General features: G+C 56.7%; 19 protein-coding genes. 13 read left to right on the top strand and 6 right to left on the bottom strand.

The window, feature by feature from the left end; translation table 11 throughout:
- The first annotated feature begins 126 nt into the window (after nucleotides 1–126).
- The 9 genes from dgcN (at nucleotide 127) to AFL22_RS15780 (ending at nucleotide 10,614) form a co-directional block, all read left to right on the top strand.
- The gene (dgcN, locus tag AFL22_RS15825) at nucleotides 127–1,134 is read left to right on the top strand and encodes an N-acetyltransferase DgcN (protein WP_052271734.1); all 1,008 of its coding nucleotides are present in this window, start codon (nucleotides 127–129) and stop codon (nucleotides 1,132–1,134) included.
- Nucleotide 1,135: 1 nt separating this feature from the next.
- The gene (gene dgcA / locus AFL22_RS15820; RefSeq protein ID WP_052271733.1) at nucleotides 1,136–2,101 is read left to right on the top strand and encodes an N-acetyl-D-Glu racemase DgcA; all 966 of its coding nucleotides are present in this window, start codon (nucleotides 1,136–1,138) and stop codon (nucleotides 2,099–2,101) included.
- 15 nt (nucleotides 2,102–2,116) lie between these two features.
- Nucleotides 2,117–3,982: an ABC transporter ATP-binding protein gene (locus AFL22_RS15815; protein ID WP_052271732.1), complete on the top strand. Its 1,866-nt coding sequence runs from the start codon at nucleotides 2,117–2,119 to the stop codon at nucleotides 3,980–3,982.
- A 22-nt stretch (nucleotides 3,983–4,004) separates the two neighbouring features.
- Complete coding sequence (locus AFL22_RS15810; RefSeq protein WP_052271731.1) at nucleotides 4,005–5,546, top strand: glutathione ABC transporter substrate-binding protein; 1,542 nt, start codon at nucleotides 4,005–4,007, stop codon at nucleotides 5,544–5,546.
- A gap of 82 nt (nucleotides 5,547–5,628) precedes the next feature.
- Nucleotides 5,629–6,561, top strand: coding sequence for an ABC transporter permease subunit (locus AFL22_RS15805; protein ID WP_052271730.1), 933 nt, complete (start codon nucleotides 5,629–5,631; stop codon nucleotides 6,559–6,561).
- Complete coding sequence (locus AFL22_RS15800; RefSeq protein WP_052271729.1) at nucleotides 6,558–7,442, top strand: ABC transporter permease subunit; 885 nt, start codon at nucleotides 6,558–6,560, stop codon at nucleotides 7,440–7,442. The genes AFL22_RS15805 and AFL22_RS15800 overlap by 4 nt, the downstream gene beginning before the upstream one ends.
- 2 nt (nucleotides 7,443–7,444) lie before the next feature.
- Nucleotides 7,445–8,488 (top strand): P1 family peptidase, encoded by a 1,044-nt coding sequence (locus AFL22_RS15795; RefSeq protein WP_052271728.1) that lies wholly within the window; start codon nucleotides 7,445–7,447, stop codon nucleotides 8,486–8,488.
- The gene (locus AFL22_RS15790; protein ID WP_052271727.1) at nucleotides 8,485–9,306 is read left to right on the top strand and encodes a M55 family metallopeptidase; all 822 of its coding nucleotides are present in this window, start codon (nucleotides 8,485–8,487) and stop codon (nucleotides 9,304–9,306) included. Before AFL22_RS15795 ends, AFL22_RS15790 begins: the two co-directional genes overlap by 4 nt.
- Nucleotides 9,307–9,705: 399 nt before the next feature.
- On the top strand, nucleotides 9,706–10,614 hold the full coding sequence (locus tag AFL22_RS15780; RefSeq protein WP_022625787.1) for a LysR family transcriptional regulator: 909 nt from the start codon (nucleotides 9,706–9,708) through the stop codon (nucleotides 10,612–10,614).
- A gap of 258 nt (nucleotides 10,615–10,872) precedes the next feature.
- On the opposite strand, the gene ychF is transcribed toward AFL22_RS15780, so the two are convergent.
- Together ychF and pth are read right to left on the bottom strand one after the other, a co-directional pair.
- Nucleotides 10,873–11,964 carry a redox-regulated ATPase YchF gene (gene ychF / locus AFL22_RS15775; RefSeq protein WP_010245885.1) on the bottom strand — a complete coding sequence of 364 codons (1,092 nt, stop codon included), beginning with the start codon at nucleotides 11,962–11,964 and terminating at the stop codon, nucleotides 10,873–10,875.
- A 108-nt stretch (nucleotides 11,965–12,072) separates the two neighbouring features.
- Nucleotides 12,073–12,660, bottom strand: coding sequence for an aminoacyl-tRNA hydrolase (gene pth / locus AFL22_RS15770; protein ID WP_010245882.1), 588 nt, complete (start codon nucleotides 12,658–12,660; stop codon nucleotides 12,073–12,075).
- A 255-nt stretch (nucleotides 12,661–12,915) separates the two neighbouring features.
- On the opposite strand from pth, the gene ychH reads away from it, so the two are divergent.
- Nucleotides 12,916–13,191: a stress-induced protein YchH gene (gene ychH, locus AFL22_RS15765; RefSeq protein WP_010245880.1), complete on the top strand. Its 276-nt coding sequence runs from the start codon at nucleotides 12,916–12,918 to the stop codon at nucleotides 13,189–13,191.
- Here ychH and AFL22_RS15760 read toward each other — a convergent pair.
- The 4 genes from AFL22_RS15760 to lolB all read right to left on the bottom strand — a co-directional run bounded on the left by AFL22_RS15760 (nucleotide 13,188) and on the right by lolB (nucleotide 17,115).
- Nucleotides 13,188–14,339 (bottom strand): GGDEF domain-containing protein, encoded by a 1,152-nt coding sequence (locus tag AFL22_RS15760; protein WP_052271725.1) that lies wholly within the window; start codon nucleotides 14,337–14,339, stop codon nucleotides 13,188–13,190. The two genes, ychH and AFL22_RS15760, sit on opposite strands and share 4 nt — an antisense overlap.
- A 214-nt stretch (nucleotides 14,340–14,553) precedes the next feature.
- Entirely contained in the window at nucleotides 14,554–15,501 is a 948-nt protein-coding gene (gene prs, locus AFL22_RS15755; protein ID WP_010245874.1) for a ribose-phosphate diphosphokinase, read from the bottom strand.
- 136 nt (nucleotides 15,502–15,637) lie between these two features.
- Nucleotides 15,638–16,495 (bottom strand): 4-(cytidine 5'-diphospho)-2-C-methyl-D-erythritol kinase, encoded by an 858-nt coding sequence (gene ispE, locus AFL22_RS15750; protein ID WP_033767051.1) that lies wholly within the window; start codon nucleotides 16,493–16,495, stop codon nucleotides 15,638–15,640.
- Nucleotides 16,492–17,115, bottom strand: coding sequence for a lipoprotein insertase outer membrane protein LolB (lolB, locus tag AFL22_RS15745; protein ID WP_010669984.1), 624 nt, complete (start codon nucleotides 17,113–17,115; stop codon nucleotides 16,492–16,494). Before lolB ends, ispE begins: the two co-directional genes overlap by 4 nt.
- A gap of 216 nt (nucleotides 17,116–17,331) precedes the next feature.
- On the opposite strand from lolB, the gene hemA reads away from it, so the two are divergent.
- Genes hemA through prmC form a run of 3 tightly spaced genes read left to right on the top strand, consistent with a single transcriptional unit; the run spans nucleotide 17,332 to nucleotide 20,546 of the window.
- Nucleotides 17,332–18,588: a glutamyl-tRNA reductase gene (gene hemA / locus AFL22_RS15740; protein ID WP_010669985.1), complete on the top strand. Its 1,257-nt coding sequence runs from the start codon at nucleotides 17,332–17,334 to the stop codon at nucleotides 18,586–18,588.
- A gap of 42 nt (nucleotides 18,589–18,630) precedes the next feature.
- The gene (gene prfA, locus AFL22_RS15735) at nucleotides 18,631–19,713 is read left to right on the top strand and encodes a peptide chain release factor 1 (RefSeq protein WP_010245863.1); all 1,083 of its coding nucleotides are present in this window, start codon (nucleotides 18,631–18,633) and stop codon (nucleotides 19,711–19,713) included.
- Nucleotides 19,713–20,546, top strand: a complete 834-nt coding sequence (prmC, locus tag AFL22_RS15730; protein WP_052271724.1) for a peptide chain release factor N(5)-glutamine methyltransferase — start codon at nucleotides 19,713–19,715, stop codon at nucleotides 20,544–20,546. Before prfA ends, prmC begins: the two co-directional genes overlap by 1 nt.
- Nucleotides 20,547–20,564 lie beyond the last annotated feature (18 nt).

Raw genomic sequence — 20,564 nt, 5'->3', positions numbered from 1 at the left:
TCATCACTATTACCTCTGGCTATAACCTGCCGTTATACCCTCCTGCTAAACAAGCATTCGTCACCTTTCAGAACGCATGAAATAGTGGTTTCAGAACCTGATCTTTTGGCTGAAACGAGAGACAACATGCTAATCCCACAACCCTATTTACTCTTTCTTGGCGATGTTACCGATCCCCTTGCGGCAAAAACGGCGCGCGGTATTCATATCTGGCGGCCGGAGCAGTGCGTTGGCGAAATTAAACTGCCGGGCTGCACGGTCAGTCTGGGTCTGGATGAACTGGATATTCCCGGCGCCAAAGCGCGCGGAGCGAAAACGCTGGTGCTTGGCACTGCCAATGCCGGCGGCTATCTGCCAGCGCACTGGCTTGAAACGATCAAAAGTGCCATTAAAGCAGGCATGAATGTGGCCAGTGGGCTGCACCACCGACTGGTGGATGAACCGGAACTGGTGACGCTTGCACAGGCTTCTGGCGTTGAGCTTTTTGACCTGCGTCATATGCGTCCAGCGCTCAATGTGGGCAGCGGTAAGAAGCGTTCAGGTAAGCGGATACTGACCGTGGGTACAGACTGCTCAGTGGGCAAGATGTACACCTCACTGGCGCTGGAAGCGGCGATGCGTGCGCGCGGCCTGAAAGCTGATTTTCGTGCCACGGGGCAGACCGGCATTCTGGTCGCAGGGGAGGGCATTGCTGTGGATGCGGTCATCGCTGATTTTATTGCCGGTGCAGCAGAAGCGCTTTCACCGGCGAATGACGAGGACCACTGGGACATCGTTGAAGGCCAGGGCTCACTGTTCCATCCCTCTTATGCGGGCGTGAGTATGGGGCTGATGCACGGTGCGCAACCACACTGGCTGGTTATGTGCCATGAAATGGGACGTCCTCATATGCGTCATTTACCACACCAGCCCATGGTCAGCCTGCAGGCGTGCGTTGAAGCCAATCTGCGTGCCGCGCAGGTGACCAGTGAGTCCGTTCAACTGGCTGGCTTTGCTATCAACACCTCCAATTACAGTGAAGAAGAGGCGCTCGCTTATTGCGCCGAAATCAGCGCTGAGTTTGGCTTACCGGCCACAGATCCGGTGCGTTTTGGTATTGATGAGATCGCCGCACTGCTTCAGGAGCGTGGCTGAAATGAGAAAGTTGCAGATTGATGTGGTGGAGCTGCCGCTGGCGCGACCCTTTGCTATCGCACGCGGTACCCGTACCGCCGTGACGGTCATCCGTGTCACGCTGGAGCAGGAGGGATTCATCGGGCAGGGCGAATGTACACCAACGGCCCGCTACGATGAGACGCCCGACAGCGTTCAGGCCATGCTCGAAGCGGTACGCACTGACATTGAGTCGGGCCTCAGCCATCATGATCTGCAACACCGCTTACCCGCCGGTTCAGCGCGCAACGTGCTGGACTGTGCGCTGTGGCGACTGGATGCCGCCCGGGCTAATCAGACGCTGTGGCAAATGAGTTCGTGCTCTCAGCCTGAGTCAGTCATTACGGCAGAAACCCTTAGCCTGGATACGCAGGAAAATATGGCTCTCGCAGCGGCGGATGCCGTGTCACGAGGCGCCCTCTTGCTCAAAATTAAGCTTGACCGTAATGCGATTCTGGAAAAAGTGGCGGCGATTCGCGCGGCGGCACCGCATGCCACGCTCATTATCGATGCCAATGAAGCCTGGTCGGGTCTGGGACTGGAAAGCCTGCTGGTGGCGCTTAAGGCCTTCAACATCGCGATGGTGGAGCAACCCCTTCCCGCCGGACAGGACCATGACCTGAAACGTTTCAAACATCCCATACCGGTCTGTGCCGATGAGAGCTGCCATACGCGGGCGGATATTGCCGGATTACGCGATCGCTACGAGATGATCAATATCAAGCTGGATAAATGCGGTGGCCTGACTGAAGCGCTGGCGATGGTGAATGAAGCCCGGACGCTCAATATGCGCATTATGGTCGGTTGCATGCTGGGCTCGTCACTGGCCATGGAGGCCGCATTGCCCGTCGCGGTTAACGCTGAGTTCGTCGATCTGGATGGCCCCATCTGGCTAGCCGCCGACAGTTCTCCTTTCCTGAGCTACTCCCAAGGCCGTATCTGGCTATAACTCTGTGAGGCGACGATGACGGACACACAACGTACTTCCCCTGCAACCCGCGCTGCCTCTGCCCCTCCCGTGCTGGCGATTCAGGATCTCAGCGTCTCGTTTCATGGACGCAGCGGTGAGAATCAGGCACTCAAAGGCATCAGTTTTGCCATTCATCCAGGTGAAATCGTCGCCGTCGTGGGTGAAAGCGGCTCAGGTAAATCTGTCACGTCGCTGGCTGTGATGGGCTTGCTGGCAAACAACGGCCGTGTCGATGGCGGCAGCATGCAGTTCCGCGAACGCAGCGGAAAAATGCATGCGTTAGAAAAGCTGGATGACGCTCAGCGCCGCACGTTGCGTGGCCGTGAAATGGCGATGATCTTTCAGGAGCCCATGACCTCGCTGAATCCGGTGCTGCGCATTGATGATCAACTTACCGAGGCATTACGCGATCATCAACAGTGCGACAGAAAGCAGGCCCATGCGCGGGTGCGTGAATTGCTGCGACAGGTGCGTATCGCCGATGTGGATCGCGTCATGAAAAGCTATCCTCACTCGCTGTCAGGCGGCATGCGGCAGCGTGTGATGATTGCGCAGGCCCTTGCCTGTGACCCACAACTCCTGATTGCCGACGAGCCTACCACAGCGCTGGATGTCACCGTACAGGCGCGCATTCTCCATATTCTGCGTGAGCTGCAACGTGAGAAACAAATGGCGGTGCTGTTTATTACTCATGATATGGGCGTGGTAGCGGAAATCGCCGATCGCGTGGTGGTCATGCTGCGTGGCGAAGTGGTAGAGCAGGGAACCGTGTCTGAGATTTTTGCCGCCCCGCAGCATGCGTATACCAAAGCGTTACTGGCGGCAGTACCAAAACTCGGTGATATGCGGGAACACAGGTGGCCGCAACGCTTTCCTCTGCCCGGTGCCCGCGAGGCTGTGCAAGGCGAACAGCATACCGCGCGCTATGACGTGGCGCCGCTGCTGGATGTGCGCGGATTAAAAGTCTATTACCCGATTCGCAGCGGCATCTTATCGAGCCTGACGCATCACGTGCATGCGGTTGAGCAGATTGATTTTAGTCTGTGGCCAGGTGAAACCCTGGCCATCGTGGGTGAAAGCGGCTGCGGCAAATCGACAACCGGACGGGCGCTGATGCGCCTTATCAACAGTGAAGCTGAAAGTATTCACTTTGAAGGAAAGGAAATCTCTGACCTGAAAGAGGCAGAGTTCCAGCCGCTCCGCCGTGAAATTCAGATGGTGTTTCAGGATCCCTATGCGTCACTGAATCCCCGCCTGACAGTGGGTTTCACCATTGCCGAGCCGTTGCTGTTACATGGCATGGTCTCTTCGCTTGAGCAGGCTTCCCCACAGATAGATGCGCTGCTGAAGAGCGTCGGTCTCCTGCCAGAGCACGCGCGTCGTTATCCGCACGAATTTTCTGGCGGTCAGCGTCAGCGTATTGCTATTGCCCGCGCCATGGCGCTGAAACCGAAAGTGATTATTGCTGATGAAGCGGTATCGGCCCTTGATGTCTCGATTCAGGCGCAGGTGGTCAATCTGATGATGGACCTGCAGCAGCAAACGGGCGTGGCATGGATTTTCATCTCTCACGATATGGCGGTAGTCGAGCGTATTGCGAATCGCGTCGCGGTGATGTACCTCGGCCAGATTGTGGAGCTTGGACCGCGTCAGTCGGTATTTAATCAGCCGCAACACCCCTATACCCAACGACTGCTGGCCTCCGTGCCGGTAGCGGATCCTGAAAACCGTCAGCCCCGTATTTTCGATGACAGCGAAATCCCCTCGCCGTTGCGTAAGGTGGGTGAAACGGTCACTAAAACCCGATATCGGCAGGTTGCCCCCCAGCACTGGGTAGCTGACGGCATTGCATTGCAATAATCCTTAACGACCAGGAGAATTTATGAAAACGCTGTTTCGCCGTACTTCGCTCGCCCTCACATTGACGACGACGCTGGTCATGACTGCGCAGGCACAGGATCTGCGCATTTCAATGTATGCTGATATCACGGGGCTGGATCCGCACGACACCTCGGATAATGTTAGCTACTCGGTTCAGAGCGGCATCTTTGAGCGCCTGTTCCAGTTTGATTCCCGGATGAAGCTGCAACCCTGGCTGGCGACCGGTTATACCTCTAATGACAGTGCCACCGAATTTACGCTGACGCTGCGCAAAGGCGTTACCTTCCAGGACGGTACCCCTTTTGATGCAGACGCCGTCAAAGCGAACCTTGATCGTCTGGCAGATCAGAAAAAAGGGCTGAAGCGTAACAGCCTCTACAAAATGATTGATAAGGTCACGGTGCTGGCACCCGACCAGGTAAAAATCGATCTGAATCAGTCGTTCGGAGCCTTTATCAACACCCTGGCGCATCCTTCCGCGGTGATGTGGAGCCCGTCAATTCTTAAGCAATATCCGGACGAAGCGCAGTTGCGACTGCATCCGGTGGGAACCGGTCCGTTTATCTTTGTCGACTGGAAACCGGGCAAAGCCGTTACGCTGGTCAGATATGCAGGTTACTGGCAGCAGGGATGGCCTAAAGTCGACCATGTCATCTTCTCTCCAAGTCCCGAAGATGCGACACGGGTGGCAGCGTTGAAGTCGGGTCAGGTGGACGCCATCTGGCCATTGCCTTCAGACCTCATCGCAGCCGTTCAGCAGGACAGCCACCTCTCCATTCAGCGCGATCCGAGCATTTACCTTTATTACATGGCGATCAACACGCAGCACAAGCCGCTGGCCGATGTTCGGGTGCGTCAGGCGATTAACTATGCGATTGACCGTAATCTGTGGCTGAAAGTGGCCTTTGCTGGTCTGGGTAAACCTGCCACATCCGCGATTCCGGAAGGCGTACAGTTCTATCAGAAACAGGGCGATCCTGATTACGGCTATGCGCCGGATAAGGCCAAAGCCTTGCTGAAAGCGGCGGGTTATCCGAAGGGATTGGATCTTAAGCTCTGGGTGACCAACGCCACGGCGAGCGTCCGAGCCGCTCAGGTGCTTAAAGCGCAACTGGCCACGGCAGGCATTCGTGTCACGGTAACACCGATGGATTCCGGCACGCGCAACGCTAAGTTGTGGGGCGTTCAGGACCCGAAAAAGGCGGAGTTTGACCTCTATTATGGCGGCTGGTCGACCTCTACAGGGGATGCCGACTGGGCGCTGCGTCCGCTGTTTGCCACCGAGTCCTGGGTTCCGACCTCGTATAACGTCTCCTATTTCAGTAACCCTGATGCAGACAAAGCGATTGCTGCCGGGCTGGCGACGGCCGATCCGGCAAAGCGTGGCATCGCCTATGCACAAGCGCAAAAGGTGTTGTGGAAAGAAGCCCCGGTGGCGTTCCTTGGCACGCCAGACAATCTGGTCGGCAAACGCAACACGCTGAGCGGCGTTTCGATGCTGCCTGATGGCAATTTACTGTTCACTCAGGCGTCCTTTAAATAAGACGGTCTCTTCTTCCTCGTCCCCTGTCCGGAACGGATGAGGGACGTGAGGAGGCCAGTCGCACCTCATTTCAGGGAATGGCATGTTTGCATACATCATTCGCCGATTGCTGGAGATGATTCCGGTTTTGCTGGTGGTCTCGTTGCTGGTTTTCGGTTTTATCAAGCTCATGCCGGGCGACCCGGCGCGTATTTATGCCGGACCGGATGCGCCAGTTGAGGCGATCGAAGCGGCGCGTCAGCACCTCGGGCTTAACGATCCGCTGCCGCAGCAGTATCTCCACTGGATCGGCAGCCTGTTGCAGGGCGACCTGGGCACCACGTATCGCACCCAGCAACCGGTGCTGGAGGTGATCAAAGAGGGCTTCATGCCGACGCTGTGGCTCGCCTTAGCAGGTTTTACCTGGTCCGTCATTCTCGGTTTGTTATTCGGCGTGATGGCTGCACTGAAACGTGGAAGATGGCAGGACTGGGCGCTGATGAGCGTGGCGGTCGGTGGCATTTCGATGCCAGCCTTCTGGCTGGGGCTGTTGCTCATCCAGTTCGTCGCGATGCCTTTTGGGCTGTTCTCGGTCAGCGGCTTTAACAAGGCCAGCGATATTGTCCTGCCCGCCATCACGCTGGGTTCGTCGGTTGCGGCGGTAATGGCGCGCTTTACCCGTTCGGCCTTTCTTGAGGTGGCGCAGGAAGATTACGTGCGTACCGCCAAAGCCAAAGGGCTGCGTAACCGCCTGGTGACGTGGAAACATGTGATGCGCAATGCGCTCATCCCGGTGATTACCATGTTGGGCTTGCAGTTCGGTTTTCTGCTGGGCGGATCCATCGTGGTGGAGAGTGTTTTCAACTGGCCAGGGTTAGGCTGGTTATTGATTGAGTCGATCAAAGCGCAGGATCAGCCGGTGATTCAGGCGCTGGTGATGCTGTTCGTGTTTGAATTTATTGTGATTAATCTGCTGGTCGATCTGCTTTACGCGGTGGTTAATCCGGCCATTCGTCTGCGACAGGAGCCAAAATGAGTATTCAATCGCTGACTGAAAAACCGCCTCAGATTATTCGTTCGCCGTGGCGCGATTTCCTGCACGCTCTTGTGCGGAACCCTCTGGCGCTGGTCTCAGGCGGGTTTGTGCTGCTGTTGATTGTGGTGGCGATTTTTGCGCCCTGGCTGGCGCCCTGGGATCCCATGGCCCCGGACTGGATGGCGTTATCGTCGCCGCCAACGGCGGCACACTGGATGGGGACCGACGAACTGGGGCGCGACCTGCTCAGCCGCATTATCTATGGTGCGCGGATCTCGCTCTATATCGGCGTGCTGTCGGTGACGATCGGCATGCTGGTCGGGGTCATGCTGGGCTTACTGGCGGGCTATTACGGCGGTTGGGTTGATATGCTGATCATGCGCGGTGCCGACGTATTATTCGCCTTTCCGGGCATGTTGCTCGCCATTGCGGTGGTGGCGCTGCTGGGGACGGGCCTGAACAATGTCATTATCGCAGTCGCGGTATTCAGCGTGCCGGTATTTGCCCGCATCGTGCGGGCTTCGACGCTCTCTCTGAAGCAGGCTGCCTATGTTGAAGCCGTGCGCTGTGCCGGTGCACCAGACAGAGTCATTATCCTGCGGCATATTCTGCCCGGCACGCTTTCCAGCGTGATTGTCTATTTCACTATGCGCATTGGCACCAGTATTCTGACCGCCGCGGGCCTGAGTTTTATTGGACTGGGTCCGGAGCCTGACGTACCTGAATGGGGCAATATTCTGGCGATGAGCCGAAGCATGATGATGGCCGGATCGTGGCACATGAGCGTATTTCCGGGGCTGGCGATCTTTATTACCGTGCTGGCTTTTAATCTGCTTGGGGATGCGCTGCGCGACACGCTCGATCCAAAACTCAAGGGCTGACTATGGATTTCCAACAATTGCAGCGCGATTTGCTGCTGAAACGCTGGCGTGATCTGCGTCAGCTCGGGCAGCCGCGAAGCGCCTGCGGACCTACTAATCGAATCAGCGATGTTGCTGGCGTGCGTGTCGGACATTGCACGCTGAATGAAAGCGAAAAGCAGACTGGCGTAACCGCTATCGTACCGCCGGGCGACAACCTGTTTCTCACGCCGCTGCCGTGTGGGGTGGCGGTCCTGAACGGCTTTGCGAAACCCGTCGGACTGGTTCAGATAGAGGAGCTTGGCGTGCTTCAGACGCCGATTCTGCTCAGTAACACGCTGGCGGTCGGCACGCTGTTTACCACGCTGGTGCGGGATGCCATCCGTCGTAACCCGGAACTGGGGCGAACACTGCCCACGGTCAACCCGCTGGTGCTGGAGTGCAACGATGGCTGGCTGAATGATATCCAGGCGCTGGCCATCACTGAAGCGATGGCGCATGAGGCGCTGCAGACGGCCTCAGCGGACTTCGCGCGCGGCAGCGTCGGCGCGGGGCGCGGGATGAGCTGTTTCAGCCTGAAAGGGGGAATCGGAACCGCCTCGCGGGTGATTCGCTCGCTCAACGCCACGCTTGGTGTGCTGGTGCTGGCCAATTTCGGCGCACTGGAGGCATTAACGCTCGATGGCGTTCGGGCTGGCGAGATGATTGCGCCGCTGCTGGCCGGGGAGACGCCGCAGCTGGATGCCGGTTCTGTCATCATCATCATGGCGACGGATGCACCGCTGGACGCACGTCAGTTAAAGCGCATCGCGAAGCGAGCCGGTGCCGGCCTGGGACGGCTGGGCAGTTACTGGGGCCACGGATCGGGCGATATTGCGGTGGCGTTTTCAACGCAACCTCTGCCGCGACCGCCACAGGACGACACGCTGGAGCCGCTGCTTGCTGCAGCGGCAGATGCAACTGAACAGGCTGTACTGGATGCTTTGCTGAGCGCTGAGGCTGTTACCGGCTTTCGCGGTCATCATCGCCCCTCACTGACGCAGATTCTGGATAGATTAACGACATGAAAATTTTTATCTCGGCCGACATTGAAGGCATCGCGGGTGTCATGCGCCCGGAGCAATGTACACCCGGTCACCCGGAGCATCAGCTGGCCCGTGGTCTGATGGAGCAGGAAGTGAATGCTGCGATTGAGGGGGCTTTTGCAGGCGGGGCAACGGAAGTGGTGGTGGCAGACAGCCATGCGCAGATGACCAATTTGCGTGCGGAAAATATCGATCCCCGCGCCCGGCTGGTGCAGGGAAAACCCCGTGTCCTGTCGATGGTGGAAGGGATAGAGCAGCAGACGTTCGATGGGCTGTTTCTGGTGGGATTTCACAGCGCAGCAGGTGAACCCGGCGTACTGGCGCATACCATCAACGGCCGGGCATTCTGGCGTATCCATATCAATGGTCTGGTGATGGGAGAAACCGATATTTATGCGGCCGCCGCCGCTGAGCACGGCACGCCATTGCTGCTGGTCACCGGCGACGATCAGTTACAGAGCTGGATTGCGGAACACTACTCAGCAGTCAATTACGTCTGTGTAAAACGCGCCATTTCTCATACCTGCGCGGAATCAATCAGCCCACAAGCGGCACAGCGTGCGATCGCTGCCGCAGCAAGCGCCACACTGCAACATCCCCCTCAGGTGAGCACGAGCCGCCTGACGGCACCTTACGCGATGCGCCTTCAGGCCACTAAACCGGTGCTGGCCGATCTGTTCAGCCTGATCCCCGGCGTCACGCGTCTGGATGCCGTTACCGTGGCGTATCAGGCGGAGAATATGGAGACGTTAATCAGTTTACTCAGTGCATTCTCTTATCTGGCGAGCACACAGTCATAGCGAAATTATCCCGGGCTGCATGCAACGGCAGCCCGTTAAGCCCGCCGTTCCGGTTCTGCTGAAACCGCGCTGCCAGGCACACGCCTGTAGTGCGGGCTGTACATGCGTATCTTCCCTCTGACGAGTCAGAATCGCTGCTGGCTTAAATCCGCGCAACCCACGCTGCTGACCAGGGCTCCTTTTATTGCACTACGGCAGCACGAACCCCGCTCCCTGCAGGGGCTTCAGTCAGGACTGCCGGGTGCGGATGGGGGCGAGACAGGCAGCTGAGCCTGCACCGGTTTTGCGGTACAGTTTTTGCAACAGAATAATGATTGCTCTCTCACCCTCCGCCCGGACCTGATCGTGCAGCCTGTCGGAGAGGCCTTCGTTTTCGGTATTCATCCAGGGTAAATAGTCATGCGGCTCCGCCATATAGAGGTCTTTCAGGCCATCGTACAGACCGGCAGCATCAGCGCTGCGGCGCGCTTACTCAATGTTTCACAGCCGAATATCAGCCGTGTTCTGAATCATGCTGAACAGCAATTGGGATTTGCGCTGTTTGAGCGACGTATACAGGGAATGAGTGTGACGGCAGAAGGACGACGTCTGCTGCCTGAAATAGACGATCTCTGCCAGCGCCTGCAATCTATCACCCAGCTTACCGAACAGCTGCGGCGGGGCGAAGGGCAATTAGTTCGCGTCGGCGCGGCTCACGCTTTTGGTCAGATGGTGCTGGCGCCCGCATTGGTCACCTGGCGGCAACAGATGGCCTCGGTCAGTGTCGAACTGGTCACCGAGCACTTTAGTACCTTATGCCAGATGATTCTGGATAATCAGCTCGATTTCGCGCTGGTTTTTGGCCAGCAGGTCGATGCGGATCTTCTGGCTGAACCTCTGTTTCAGTCTTCGATGGTCGCATTGTTACCGCTCAATCATCCCCGTAATGAACCCGTTACGCTTGCGTGGTTATGCAACAATAATTTACTGATGATGCAGGCTCAGGATCCGCTTGGACGCGTACTTCACCGAGCGCTGCGCGATAAAAAACTGAATCCCGCCGTGTCGTTGTCGATTAAAACCTATTCGGTCATTGCGGATATGGTGCTGGCAGGCGGCGGAACGGGCGTCGTGGATCTCTTCACCGCCTGTCGCTATGCCGAACAGCTAAAGCTGCTACCCATAGCGCAACCCCTGCCGTTTGAAGTGATGCTGATCAGCCGCCGTGACCAGCCACAGTCGCAGTCCACTCTGCAACTTAAGCAGGTGATCCGTAACAGACTGTGGGAGATCGCCCGGCAGTGTGAAACGCAGTTTTTGGGTGGCTGAAAAAGCGCCGCTTTCAGGTGAAGAGCAGGGGAAAGGGGGGGCTCAGGCAGCATCAGATTCGTTCGCTGACTTTTGCACCAGAAAGAGCGGAGCTCGAGCAATAAACCTTCTTTAAGGCAATGATTCCGGCATTGTTGAAATGTGCTGACAAAGACTATTGAGACGGCGTTGAAATGAAAAATCCACGCAATGGCGTGGATTTTATGATTTTTGAGCTTCATGAGATTCAGTAAGACCTCATGAGACAACAATTTTTAATCAGACGTTGAACAGGAAGTTCATCACATCGCCATCTTTCACGATGTACTCTTTACCTTCTGAACGCATCTTGCCGGCTTCTTTAGCACCTTGCTCGCCTTTATAAGCGATGAAATCTTCAAACGCGATGGTCTGGGCGCGGATAAAGCCTTTCTCGAAGTCGGTATGGATTTTACCAGCAGCCTGCGGAGCCGTCGCGCCAACCGGGATAGTCCATGCACGCACTTCTTTTACGCCAGCGGTGAAGTAGGTCTGCAGGTTCAGCAGGGAGTAACCAGCGCGGATAACGCGGTTCAGGCCTGGCTCTTCCAGTCCCAGCTCTGCCATGAACTCGTCACGGTCTTCATCTTCCAGCTCGGCGATATCCGACTCAACGGCGGCGCACACTGGCACCACGACTGAACCTTCCGCTTCGGCGATAGCGCGCACCTGATCCAGGTACGGGTTGTTCTCGAAACCATCTTCATTGACGTTAGCTATGTACATGGTGGGTTTCAGAGTCAGGAAGCTCAGATAGCGGATTGCCGCTTTGTCGTCCTCATCCAGATTCAGTGAACGCAGCATGCCCGCTTCAGAAAGATGCGGCAGGCACTTCTCCAGCGCAGCCAGCTCGGCTTTGGCATCTTTGTCGCCGCCTTTGGCTTTCTTCTGCACACGCTGAATCGCACGTTCACAGGTCTCAAGATCGGACAGCGCCAGCTCAGTGTTGATCACGTCAATATCTTCAGCCGGGTTAACTTTGCCCGCCACGTGGATGATGTTGTCGTTTTCAAAGCAGCGCACTACGTGACCAATCGCTTCGGTTTCGCGGATGTTGGTCAGGAACTGGTTGCCCAGACCTTCACCTTTCGACGCGCCTTTTACCAGACCGGCGATATCGACGAATTCCATGGTAGTCGGCACCACGCGCTGCGGCTTAACAATCTCAGAAAGCTGGTCGAGACGCAGGTCAGGCATCGGCACCACGCCCGTGTTTGGCTCAATGGTGCAGAAGGGGAAGTTAGCCGCTTCGATGCCCGCTTTAGTCAGCGCGTTAAACAGAGTGGATTTACCGACGTTCGGCAGGCCCACGATACCGCATTTGAATCCCATGGTTTGATACCCTTTATAACTGGATGGACAGTGCGCCAGAAGGCGGACTGTCGGAGACGAATTGAAAAATTTCGCGCATTATACACGGAATCACGACGATTCGGGCGTTTAAGCAGGCTTGAAGGCGTGCAGCCGGTTCATCGCCTTGATACGATCCTCTTTCAGCCACAGTTCGGTGCAGCGCGCCGCCTCATCAATGGCATCATCAATCAGCTTCTGCTCACTGGCGGGCGGCTTGCCCAGCACAAATCCGGTCACCTTGTTGCGATCGCCGGGATGCCCGATACCGATGCGCAGCCGATGGAAATTGTTGTTGTTGCCCAGTTTGCTGATGATATCTTTCAGACCGTTATGGCCGCCATGCCCGCCGCCCTGCTTGAACTTCGCCACGCCGGGTGGCAGATCGAGTTCATCATGCGCCACCAGGATCTCTTCTGGCGCGATGCGATAAAAAGTCGCCATCGCCGCCACGGCTTTCCCGCTCAGGTTCATAAAGGTGGTCGGCACCAGCAGGCGCACATCCTCTCCGGCTATCGCCAGGCGCGCGGTATAGCCATAGAATTTGCCTTCCTCTTTCAGTGACTGATTGTGGCGCTCAGCCAGTAAATCCAGATACCAGGCACCCGCATTGTGGCGCGTGGCGGCATATTCAGCGCCTGGATTGGCAAGGCCCACAATCAGTTTAATGCTGCTCACAATGATTATCCTGCTGTTATCGCGAAAGGGCGTTAGTTTACTTCGCCACGGGCGAGATGACAAAGTACAAGCATCGAAATGGTTCATGACGGTGATTAATCATTTTCTATCGAAATCAACAGGCTGCAATCAGGGCCAGTTAATTATTTATGGCTGATGTGTGATCCACTCCGCAACGTTATCTTCACCCATTGCCTAAGCTTATGGCACTTAACATTGTGTGCGGTTATTGACTCATATGGATGGAGGTGCAGCATGAAACATCAACACTGCCGTGTAGCGGGTAACAGCTTGATGGTACTGGGATTAGTCACAATGGTGCTGGGCGTGGGTTTCTCAATTATGAACCAGCTTCCCTCGCTTGATCTGCCAGATGCGCTGGCGCAGGGCGCAATCCTCGGCATCTTTGTTGGTGCAATGATGTGGCTGGTCGGGGCGGGTCTGAGTGGTCGTGAAAAGGTTGAAGATCGTTATTACTGGCATCGTCACTATGACAAACGTTGTCGCCGGTCACACAATTCACACCATTAACTGATGCCAGCAGTGGCCGGATGCTGCGCGATGCGGTTCCGGCCGCTGGCCTTGGCGTGATAGAGCGCTTTATCCGCCAGTGCGAGTAAATCGTCAAAACCCTGCTGCTGATGTGTGACCGTGGCAAACCCAATGCTGACCGAATAGGCAATTGAATTGGGTTGTGACGCACAGACCTCCCGCCGGATAGTCTCGCACCATGCCTCTGCCTCTGTTGCCGCCGCCGGAATTATCGCCGCAAACTCCTCTCCGCCCAGTCGTGCAAAACGCCCCTCAGCCGGTATCAGCCCTCTGACAATGTCGCAAAAGTGAATCAATATCTGGTCGCCCTGTTGATGGCCATACCGATCATTAATGCTCTTAAAATGATCCAGGTCGAACAGTATCGCGCTAAAAGGTCGGTTCTGACGGCGGCATCGCACCACAATCTTCTCTGCTTCATTAAATAAAGCCCGACGATTCCAGACGCTGGTCAGAGGATCGTGCATCGAGGCATGTTTTAAGACTGACTGCATCTGTTCATTCACCATGGCCAGGATAGTAAATGTCAGACCGATGACAAACAGAATCGATTCCAGAATGACGTAAATCGAGAAGTTTGATCCGCCAATGGCGCCAGGCAGCGTGCTGGGAATCGCGCTGTCCAGAAACAGGCGAGCCAGGTGAAACAGCAGATGGATCCACAGCAGCAACTGTGCAGGCCAGAAGGTCACCTTTAGCGTGGCACGCGCCAGCCAGACCAGCTGGATCAGTGCCGCGGTATAGACGATGCAGGCGATGCAGAGCACCAGCACCCGCTTGGGTAAGCTGTAATAGAACGCCGGGAAACCGCAGAGGAGTGCCCAGAGCAGGGCGCCCAGCAACCAGTGAGTGCCGATGGGCTTACCGCAGAAGCGCCGGAACGCATTTAACAATCCGCCGTAAGCCAGCATCACTAAAACGTTACCCACTGCAACGGGCAGGAAATGCAGGCCACTGCTGCGCAGGCTACTTAAGAATACGGCAATCAGGGTGAAAACCAGCGACAGGCAGGTGAAGCCGAGAACGCGATCATACTGCGATCCGATCCAGGCAAAAAACATGATGATGCTCAGAAAACCCAGCACATAAAGCTCGCAGACAAATAACGTATAGATATCGAGGCTCATGGCGGTCAGGGTTCTTATGAGAAGTGCGCTGCAAATTACCACTTAACGGCACAGGGCAGAAGCGGGGAACGCGGCGTTTTATCAAAAGAGTGGGTGGCGTTGAAAACAGGCGATTTTGGGGAAATTTATCGCGAAAATATCAGAAAAAGAAGCGCGTTAATCGGGCGCCCGGCAGGCATAAAAAAACCGGGCACAGGGCCCGGTTCCGCAAAGATTAATGCTCGAACATTGCCGAGATTGACTCTTCGTTACTGATGCGGCGAATGGCTTCGGCCAGCATGCCAGATAAGGTCAGCGTGCGCACATTCGGCAGTGACTTAATTTCCTGAGAGAGTGGGATGGTATCGCAGACGATTACCTGGTCGAGCACAGATTTACGCAAGTTTTCAACCGCATTGCCGGAGAAGATCGGGTGGGTCGCGTAAGCAAATACGCGTTTAGCACCACGCTCTTTCAGCGCTTCAGCCGCTTTGCACAGCGTGCCGCCGGTGTCGATCATGTCGTCGACCAGCACGCAGTCGCGGCCAGCAACGTCACCAATGATGTGCATCACCTGAGAAACGTTCGCGCGAGGGCGGCGTTTATCGATGATGGCCATATCGGTGTCGTTCAGCAGTTTAGCGATAGCACGGGCACGTACTACGCCACCAATATCGGGAGAAACAACAATCGGGTTTTCCAGACCGATCTGCATCATATCTTCCAGCAGAATCGGACTGCCAAATACGTTATCAACCGGGACGTCGAAGAAGCCCTGGATCTGCTCGGCGTGCAGGTCAACCGTCAGAACACGGTCAACACCGACGCTGGAAAGGAAGTCTGCCACTACTTTAGCGGTGATAGGCACACGCGCGGAACGCACGCGGCGATCCTGACGGGCATAACCAAAGTAGGGGATGACTGCGGTAATACGACCAGCAGAAGCACGACGCAGCGCGTCGACCATCACAACCAGTTCCATCAGATTATCGTTGGTGGGGGCACAGGTGGACTGGATGATGAAAATATCACCACCGCGTACATTTTCGTTGATCTGTACGCTCACTTCACCATCACTGAAACGTCCTACAGCGGCGTCTCCCAGGCTGGTGTAAAGGCGGTTGGCAATACGTTGTGCTAGTTCCGGGGTGGCGTTACCAGCAAATAGCTTCATATCAGGCACGAGAAGAACCTCAGGCTTTGCGTCCAGAGAATGAACGGCATGACTGTAACCGGCGCGTACGGTCATGTGCGTTCACACGGGTGTGTTGATGCGAAACGTGCAGTGTCCGGAACGTGGTGACACTGTCACGCATTCGCTAATCGCCTCGCAGGGTACGCTGTAGCGGCGAAACATTTACGCCCCGGGCTACAAATGCGCGTACCCCATTCGGGGCAAGCTCCAGCACCTGGCGGGCAGCAGACTCGGTGTCGAATTCAGCAAACACACAAGCGCCCGTGCCAGTCAGGCGTGACGGCGCGTATTCTAGCAGCCAGGAAACAAGCTCATCAACCTCACGAAAACGTTTTCTTACCACTGCTTCACAATCATTGGTGAAGGGTGATGCTAAAAGCGTCGATAAACTGCGCGATGGAGTATCTCGCGTCAGTTCGGGGTCGTTGAATACTACTGGGGTGCTGATATTCACGCCGGGATGGGCGACAAGATACCACTTTTCTTCCGGCTCTGCGGGATGAAGTTGTTCACCCACCCCCTGGGCGAAGGCCGCGAAGCCCTGGACAAACACCGGCACATCCGCGCCCAGCTTCACACCCATCGACGCCAGCTCATCCGGCGTGAAGCCGGTTTGCCACAGATGATTCAGCGCCACCAGTACGGTTGCCGCATCAGAGGAGCCGCCACCGAGACCGCCACCCATGGGCAGGTTTTTCTCAACGGCAATCTGCGCGCCCGCGTGAGCGGACAGGCGATGGTTATCCTGCGCCGCCTGTTTCAGCATGTTTGCGGCGCGGACAATCAGGTTATCCGCATCCGCAACGCCTGCCACGGGCGTTAACAGTGTAATCGAGCCGCTTTGATCGACAGTAATCTGCAGCTGGTCACCGTAATCAAGAAACTGAAACAGCGTCTGCAGGTTGTGATAGCCGTCGGGACGACGGCCGGTGATGTAGAGAAAAAGATTCAGTTTTGCCGGGGCAGGCCAGTGGGTGATCATTGAACGGTCCAGCCGTCCATACGCAGTTTAATCCGCTGGTCACCCTCTTTCAGCTCCAGGCTCGAAGGCAGCGGCGGGGTGACTTTGCTGTCGTAGCCCGCAATAGAGACCTGCCAGTTCTGACCGTCGCGGCTGTAGTTCAGGCTGCTCAGCTGATAGCTCTCGTTGAGCTGATAGTCGGTGGCATCGCCTGGCAGACCCATCATCCACTGCCGCAGATTCGCCAGCGGAATGTTCATGCCGGTCAGCTGCGAAATCATTTTCTGCGCATCGTTGCTGACGTAACGCTTTCCTTTGTTATCGACGATCTGTACCACCGAGCCCTGCGCATCCAGCTGCAGTTCGGTGCTGCCCAGCGGATTGGTCAGCAGCAGGCGATAGCGATCGGGCGCGGTCTGCTGCCAGTTGAAGCGGGCATAGACTTTCTGCTTGTCAGAAAGATAGGCAAAGGCGCCGCGGGTCTGATAGTGCGTGACCTTTGAGACCGCCTGCTGATGCTGTTGCCACTGTGGCGCGGTAACGCTGGGGCCCGGGCCTTGCGGTTTGTTGACGCTACAGGCTGCCAGCAGCACGCTGGCAAGGGGCAAAAGGCGCAACAGATTGCGTGGTGAATTAAGCATCAAGTGGTCATCTCCTCGGACACATTTATTATTCGTAACGGATAACGCTAACCGTCCCGGTTTTAACCGTCAATGCTGTTATGCAGCAAATTGAGCACGATCGGGTTAATCTTATTACAGTCATAGCCTTTGTATGGCTTTTCTTGATCTGCCGCATCTTGTAGAATGCGCCTCACAAAACCCTGACATTATTGGGACATCCCAACCAAAACCGCTATGACGCTGCTCGCTCTCGGAATCAATCACAAGACAGCCCCCATTGCTCTGCGCGAACGCGTCTCGTTCGGGCCGGAGACGCTTGAGCAGGCGTTAAACAGCCTGTTATCACAGCCAATGGTGCAGAGCGGCGTGGTGTTGTCCACCTGTAACCGGACTGAACTCTACCTGAGTGTAGAGCAGCAGGCCGACTTACAGGCGCGTCTGGTGAGCTGGTTATGCAATTATCATCAGCTGGATGAAGAGGATGTGCGAAACAGCCTCTACTGGCATCAGGATAACGAGGCGGTCAGCCATCTGATGCGCGTTGCCAGCGGACTCGACTCACTGGTGCTGGGCGAACCGCAGATCCTCGGTCAGGTCAAAAAAGCCTTTGCCGACTCCTCACGCGGTCAGGCGCTGAGCAGTGAACTGGAACGCATGTTCCAGAAAACCTTCTCGGTTGCAAAACGCGTGCGTACGGAAACCGATATCGGTGCCAACGCGGTGTCGGTGGCGTTTGCCGCCTGTACGCTGGCCCGTCAGATCTTCGAATCGCTCTCCTCCGTCAATGTCTTGCTGGTTGGCGCAGGTGAGACCATTGAGCTGGTGGCGCGTCATCTGCGTGAACATCAGGTCAAAAATCTGATCATCGCCAACCGTACCCGCGAACGCGCCGAAACGCTGGCGTCGGAAGTGGGTGCAGAGGTGATCACCCTGGCGGAGATCGACGCCCGTCTGGCAGAAGCCGACATTATTATCTCGTCAACCTCCAGTCCGCTACCGATTATCGGTAAGGGGATGATGGAGCGCGCGCTGAAAGCGCGACGTAACAAGCCAATGCTGCTGGTCGACATTGCAGTTCCGCGCGACGTAGAGCCGGAAGTGGGTGACCTGCCTAACGCCTATCTCTACAGCGTGGATGACCTGCAGGCGATCATCGAGCAGAACCTGGCGCAGCGCAAAGCGGCCGCGGTTCAGGCCGAAAGCATCGTGGTTCAGGAAAGCAGCGAATTCATGGCGTGGCTGCGCTCACAGGGCGCGGTGAATACGATCCGTGAATATCGTTCTCAGGCGGAAGAGATTCGCGCTGAGCTGGAAGGCCGTGCGCTGCAGGCGCTGCAGCAGGGTGCCGATCCGCAGAAAGTCATGCAGGAACTGGCGCACAAGCTGACCAACCGTTTAATACACGCTCCAACCAAATCACTTCAGCAGGCCGCCCGCGACGGCGATAATGAACGCCTGCAGATTTTACGCGACAGCCTGGGTCTCGATTAGGCACACCGCTGTCGCCACCTGTTACGGGAATCCCACATTTAAATGAAAACCTCTATAGTTGCCAAACTGGAAGCCCTGCAGGAGCGCCACGAAGAAGTGGAAGCGATGCTGGGCGATGCAGGCGTGATCGCCGATCAGGAGCGTTTCCGTGCGCTGTCACGCGAATATGCTCAGCTGACCGATGTGACCCGTTGCTTCCGCGACTGGCAGCAGGTGCAGGAAGATATCGAAACCGCGCAGCAGATGCTCGACGATCCTGAAATGCGTGACATGGCTCAGGAAGAGTTGCAGGAAGCGCGTGAGAAGAGTGACGTGCTGGAGCAGCAGTTGCAGGTTCTGTTGCTGCCGAAAGATCCCGACGATGAGCGCGCCTGTTTTATCGAAGTGCGCGCCGGAACCGGCGGCGATGAAGCGGCGATTTTCGCCGGCGATCTCTTTCGCATGTACAGCCGCTATGCCGAAGCGCGTCGCTGGCGCGTGGAGATCATCAGCGCCAACGAAGGCGAGCATGGCGGTTACAAAGAAGTGATCGCCCGCGTGACCGGCGAAGGTGCCTATGGACGCCTGAAGTTTGAGTCAGGCGGCCATCGCGTGCAGCGCGTCCCGGAGACCGAATCCCAGGGCCGCATTCACACCTCAGCCTGTACCGTTGCCGTGATGCCGGAAATCCCGGAAGCGGAACTGCCGGAAATCAATGCGGGCGATCTGAAGATCGATACTTTCCGCTCATCCGGCGCAGGCGGTCAGCACGTTAACACCACCGACTCCGCTATTCGTATTACCCACCTGCCAACCGGTATCGTGGTGGAGTGTCAGGACGAACGTTCACAGCATAAAAACAAAGCCAAAGCGCTGGCGGTGCTGGGCTCGCGTATTCACGCTGCAGAGATGGCCCGCCGTCATGCCGCCGAAGCCAGTACCCGACGCAACCTGCTGGGCAGCGGCGATCGTTCTGACCGTAACCGCACCTACAACTTCCCGCAGGGCCGCGTGACCGATCACCGGATCAACCTGACCATCTACCGTCTGGATGAAGTGATGGAAGGGAAACTCGACAGCCTGATTGAGCCGATTGTTCAGGAGTACCAGGCCGATCAGCTGGCGGCGCTGGCTGGTCAGGATTAATGGATATTCGTCACTGGCTGAAACAGGCGGTCGCCACGCTGTGCGGTGGTGACAGTCCGAAGCGTGACGCAGAGATCCTGTTAGGTTTTGTGACCGGCAAATCACGTAGCTGGTTAATCGCCTTTGATGAAACGGTGCTCAGCGATGAGCAGCTGACGCAGCTGGATAGCCTGCTGGCGCGTCGCGCCCGCGGTGAGCCGGTGGCGCATCTGGTGGGCGAACGCGAGTTCTGGTCGCTGCCATTGCGCGTCAATGACGCCACGCTGATCCCGCGCCCGGATACCGAACTGCTGGTTGAACAGGCGCTGGCACATCTGCCCGCGACACCGGCAACCATTCTGGACATGGGCACCGGCACCGGAGCGATTGCGCTGGCGCTGGCCAGCGAGCGTCCCGATTGTCAGGTGACCGGCGTGGATCGCATTGAAGCCGCCGTTGAACTGGCGAGCAGTAATGCACAGCAGCTCAGCCTCACCAACACCACCTTTCTGCTCAGTCACTGGTTCCAGGCGCTGACGCCACAGCGCTTTACCCTCATTGTCAGCAACCCACCCTATATAGATGCCAGCGATGTTCATCTGGAGCAGGGCGATGTGCGTTTTGAACCGCGCAGCGCGCTGGTGGCGGATGAAGCGGGACTGGCGGATCTGCGTACGCTGATCGAGCAGGCACCCACGTGGCTGTTGCCGGGTGGCTGGCTGCTGCTGGAACATGGCTGGCAGCAGGGCGAGGCGGTGGCCACGCTGATGCGGCAAAAAGGCTATCACGCCGTGGAAACCGTCGACGATTACGGCGGCAACCCGCGTGTGACTTTAGGTCAGTTCCCTTCATAAAAGCGCTTTGAAAAGGAT

Source organism: Pantoea sp. CFSAN033090, from assembly GCF_001264395.1.
Taxonomy (GTDB): Bacteria; Pseudomonadota; Gammaproteobacteria; order Enterobacterales; family Enterobacteriaceae; genus Pantoea; species Pantoea agglomerans.
This window is presented reverse-complemented; position numbering and strand designations above follow the sequence as displayed.